Annotated in this window: 6 protein-coding genes; 4 read left to right on the top strand and 2 right to left on the bottom strand. The window is 62.6% G+C overall.

The genetic code is table 11. From position 1 onward, the window contains the following. Positions 1 to 542: 542 nt before the first annotated feature. Complete coding sequence (locus tag G8O24_RS42215; RefSeq protein ID WP_188108373.1) at positions 543 to 950, bottom strand: response regulator; 408 nt, start codon at positions 948 to 950, stop codon at positions 543 to 545. Positions 951 to 1,460: 510 nt separating this feature from the next. Here G8O24_RS42215 and G8O24_RS42210 point away from each other — a divergent pair. The 4 genes from G8O24_RS42210 to G8O24_RS42195 all read left to right on the top strand — a co-directional run bounded on the left by G8O24_RS42210 (position 1,461) and on the right by G8O24_RS42195 (position 3,940). After that, on the top strand, positions 1,461 to 2,168 hold the full coding sequence (locus tag G8O24_RS42210) for a Crp/Fnr family transcriptional regulator (RefSeq protein WP_188108372.1): 708 nt from the start codon (positions 1,461 to 1,463) through the stop codon (positions 2,166 to 2,168). A 200-nt stretch (positions 2,169 to 2,368) separates the two neighbouring features. Further along, positions 2,369 to 3,064 carry a Crp/Fnr family transcriptional regulator gene (locus tag G8O24_RS42205; protein WP_188108371.1) on the top strand — a complete coding sequence of 232 codons (696 nt, stop codon included), beginning with the start codon at positions 2,369 to 2,371 and terminating at the stop codon, positions 3,062 to 3,064. 133 nt (positions 3,065 to 3,197) lie between these two features. Then, positions 3,198 to 3,593, top strand: a complete 396-nt coding sequence (locus G8O24_RS42200; protein WP_188108370.1) for an Hpt domain-containing protein — start codon at positions 3,198 to 3,200, stop codon at positions 3,591 to 3,593. Positions 3,594 to 3,691: 98 nt separating this feature from the next. Continuing rightward, the gene (locus G8O24_RS42195; protein WP_188108369.1) at positions 3,692 to 3,940 is read left to right on the top strand and encodes a hypothetical protein; all 249 of its coding nucleotides are present in this window, start codon (positions 3,692 to 3,694) and stop codon (positions 3,938 to 3,940) included. Positions 3,941 to 3,984: 44 nt separating this feature from the next. Here G8O24_RS42195 and G8O24_RS42190 read toward each other — a convergent pair. Continuing rightward, positions 3,985 to 4,320: LuxR C-terminal-related transcriptional regulator (locus tag G8O24_RS42190; protein WP_188108368.1), on the bottom strand; the 336-nt coding region annotated here is incomplete at its 5' end.

Genomic DNA, 4,320 nt, shown 5'->3' with positions numbered 1-4,320 from the left:
AGGCGGAAGATATTATCCAGGATCTTGGCGTTGTTCGGCTCCTGCTCGAACTTCACCAGCTGATTGTCGACGGTGTCCAGGCTCTCGCTGGTCTCCGTCAGAAACTCCCGCAACAGATCATCCATGAGCTACGCCTTAACTGAGCTGGACCTCGACGCCTGCGCCGCGCTTGGAATCGGCGGAAGCCCGCTCCTGGATCGTTAAACAACCCATTTCACGGTCCCGTTAATTTCATCCTCCGTGCTAATACGGATATTGAAGCGAAGTTTGCGTTTCGACCGCACGGGACCGCGGATTTCGGCAAATCCGGCCTGCAACATCCGGCCGGAGACGCGACAGGTAAACGCGCGGATAACGCTGCCGCGGGCAGCGGAAGAAAATCCTGCCGAGATCGGGGGATATGCGTGGACGCGCGAATTGAACCGGATCCCACGCGATCGGAATTGCGTATGCGGCCTTCTGTCGAGCGCCGATGAAATCCGCAAGATTCCGGCTCGCGGTAAACGGAGTCTTACTTCGCGGGCATCGCGAACGATAACGCGCTAACCCAATCGTGCAGCGGCCGCCTGGCGCTCGGCAAGACAGTCCCGGATTGCCGCCAGGAGCGCCTTCGGTGTGAACGGCTTGCGCAGGCAGCGCGCCGCGCCAAGCTCCAACGCCATCCTCAGGAAGTCGGGCGCCGGCGAATTCAGATCCGCGAAGGCATAGCCGGACATCGCAATCAGCGGAATGGCGGGCGCGCGATCATGAAAGAGCCGGATCGATTCGAACCCGCGCATATGCGGCATGAAGATGTCGATGATCATCAGGTCGAACTGCTCGTTCCCGAGAGCGCGGAGCCCCGCCTCTCCGCCGTCCGCAATGGTGACCCGAAATTCGTTGCGCTGGAGACAGATCTCGATGGCCATGGATACCATCGGGTCGTCGTCGACAACGAGAATATGGCGCAGACCTTCTGTCGTCGTTTGAATTTCTCGCTTCGGCGATTCAGCAATTGAACCGTGGCGCACGCCTTTCTCCTCTTGCTGGCAATGAAATCGGGACCACCGCACGCGCGCACACCCTGGGGCGACATGCGAACAGAATGAAAGCGAGATCTGCGACCGGGTTGCGCAGGTGCGCGAGGCAAGCTCTGACGGCTGAAGAAAATCGGCAAATCAACGGAGAGGCGTCGATCGGCAAATGTCCGAAGCAAAGGCAGACGGAATGTCTGCCGTGAGTTGCCAGTATCCAGCTCATGATGCCCCCTGCCACTCTTTCCCGGCTGACGACGCATACTGGCTCGCCGGGCGCGCTCACGAATCAGCAGTGTTCTTAGTTCCGCCGCAAATGCGGCGAGCTGTCTGCCCCCCAACGGGTATATGGACATCAACACAACCATTACAATATGCTCGCCCTACCACGCAACTGGATGTCGACCGCGCAACGTTGACCTCCCCTCGAACAGGGCTGGATTCTGCATGACCGCGAGCGGCCCACCTTCCAACCAATTGCTGCAAACGCTCGACGCAGCAGATCTTGCGCTGCTGCGTCCTCATCTCGTCACGATCGAACTGGTCAGAGAGACTGTCCTGGGTGAGGCAGGTGCGGCCCTCCGACACGTTCACTTCCCGAACGCCGGAACGGTTTCGATCACGGTGGGCCTGTCCGAAGGGCAGACGATCGAGGTGGCAATGCTCGGCCGCGACAGCATCGTCGGCGGCTGCGCGGCGCTCACCGATGGGATCGCGATGTCCGACGCCATCGTCCTTTTCCCCGGGACCGCTTCCGCGCTTGAAATCTCGGCTTGCCGAGCCATCGCCGCCACCAGCGTGCCATTCCACAACCTGATGATCCGGCATGAGCAGGCCCTGCTCGCGCACGCACAGCAATCCCTGCTCTGCAACACGCTGCACCCGGTTGAGGCCCGGCTGGCGCGCTGGCTGCTTCGGGCCCGAGATCTGTCAGACAGCGAAATCCTGCCGCTGACGCAGGAGACTCTGGCTCAGATGATGGGCGTACGCCGCAATGCCATTTCGCTGGTCGCGCACGCGTTGCAACGTGCCGGCATCATCCGCTACAGCCGCGGTCAGATCGAGATCATCGATCTGCCCGCGCTGAAGGCAACCTCTTGCGACTGTTATGCCGCCATGAAGGCCCATCACGCCCGTCTGCTGGCGCGACCGTGATGATGTCGACGTTTGCACCGCGGCTGCATGCCGGTGTGCACACAAGACGGTATCGGGCGATTGCCCAACCATGTCTGTGAAAACTGAACCAATTGCCAATATATCCCGGTAGAAACATAATGGACTTGTTCGGCAGAGGACGGTGATTTCGCTGGCGGGCATGTCGTCGGCGAAAGTGACGGGAGGCAGCTTTGGAGACGATGGTGCGCCCATCCAATGGGTTCCTGTCGGCGCTGTCGGCAGGCGATTACGACTTGATCCGTCCACATCTGCGCACGGTCGATCTGCCGCATGACGCGGTTCTGGTCGAGACCGGTGAGACGCTCAAGCGCGTCTATTTCCCGCACCGCGGCGTGATCTCGCTGGTCGTGAAGCTCGCCAAGGGCGAGCATGTCCAGGTCGCGATGATCGGCCGCGGCAGCCTGCTCGGAACGCTCTCGACCATGGGCGATACATGTGCCCTGAACACGGCGGTCGTGCTGGTTCCCGGCGTCGCGTCCGTGATGGACCTCGAGCGGCTGCGCCTCGCGGCCGAGCAGAGCCTCACGCTGCGAACCTTGCTGACGCGGCACGGGCTCGCGATTTACGCGCAGGTGCAGCAGACCGCAGGCTGCAATGCGGCACACCCGGTGGAGTCGCGGCTGTCGCGCTGCCTGCTGCACACCCATGACCTGTCAGGCGACTACCGGCTGCTGCTGACTCAGGAGGCGATGGCGCAGATGATTGGCGCCCGGCGCAACAGCGTGTCGCTGGTCGCCAATACCTTGCAGCAGGCCAATTTCATCCATTACAGCCGCGGACATATCCAGATCCTCAATCTCGACGGGCTGCGCCAGACGGCTTGCGAATGCTACGCCACCGTCAAGGCCCAGTATGACCGGCTGCTCGGGCCCTGACGGCACGCGCGGAGCGGCGCATGGTAAAGCAAGCGTTTAACTCCGCCCGCAAACGCCACGCTTCTCGTGACCGGAACTGCAATCGGAATGGCGTAGACGTCCCAGACGCCGCATCACGGAGACCGGGACAACCATGTTCAACGCCGCATTCGCAGCCGCCCCAGGCGCAGACGACACCGTGTCCCTGCGCGAGCTTGGGCCGGTGCGCGAGGCTGGTGCGTTCGACGCCCTGGTCTGCGAGATCGGCGAGGATGGCGCTTGCGAAGTGCGCGCGGTGTTCTGGAGCGAGACCAGTGCACGACTGCAGCTGTTTCGCACGCTTGAGCTCGGCCAGCATCGCGGCCGGATCGCGCGCGAGGCACATTCGCTAAAGAGCACGGCCAGGACGTTCGGCTATGTCAGGCTCGCGACGCTGGCGCTGCGGCTGGAGGGCACTGCCGACACCCTCAGCAACGGCGAATTTGACGATCTGCTGCAGCAGATGGACGCGGCCTTTACCGCCGCGCAGGCGCAGGAACCGCAGGCCTGACCGCGTCCCGCAAATACCCGCCGTACTTATACGGTTTGCAATTTTTAGAGATGACTAATCATAGGTGGCGATAGTCGCCGGAAACCAGGAGGGTTTCCATGTTCACCTATGAGACTGTGGACCAGAAAGAGGTCCGTCGCTTCCGCATCGCGCAGTTCAATGGCCGGATGGCAACGGTGAAGGCGGGCGAGTCCACGGTGACGGGTTTTGTCCGCTCCGTGCTGGAGCAGGAATCGACCATCCCGCCACGCTGGACCATCACCATCATCCCGAATACGCCGAAGGAAGAGCCGAAGATGCTGCGGCCGACCTCGCGCGTGCGTCCCTTCGCCGAAGACTATCTCTAGGCGCAACGACGGCGCCGCGACAAAGGCGGTGCCCGACGACAAGCTCAATCGATCGAGTGCAACAGCGCGGCGCGAACGAGGTCCGCGGTGTTGCGTGCGCCGAGCTTGCGCATCGCTTCGGCCCGATGACTCTCGAAGGTGCGCGGGCTGATCTGCATCCGCAGCGCGCCTTGCTTGTTCGAAAAACCCTCGCTGATCAGCCTCAGCACTTCACGCTCGCGCTTGGTGAGCCGCTTGCCCGCCAGGCTCGAAGGCTCGGCGCCCGCCTCGCGCGGCGCTGGCGGCACGCGCCCCGTCTTCAACGCGACATCTTCGGCGGTGGACGGCGCGGGCAGACCGCCCTTGTCCGGGCCGGCGAGCTGCTTGACCAGGCCGCAGAC

Source organism: Bradyrhizobium campsiandrae (genome assembly GCF_014529705.1).
Classification (GTDB): Bacteria; Pseudomonadota; Alphaproteobacteria; order Rhizobiales; family Xanthobacteraceae; genus Bradyrhizobium; species Bradyrhizobium campsiandrae.
The sequence above is the reverse complement of the archived record's forward strand: the minus strand, read 5'-3'. Positions and strand labels throughout refer to the sequence as shown.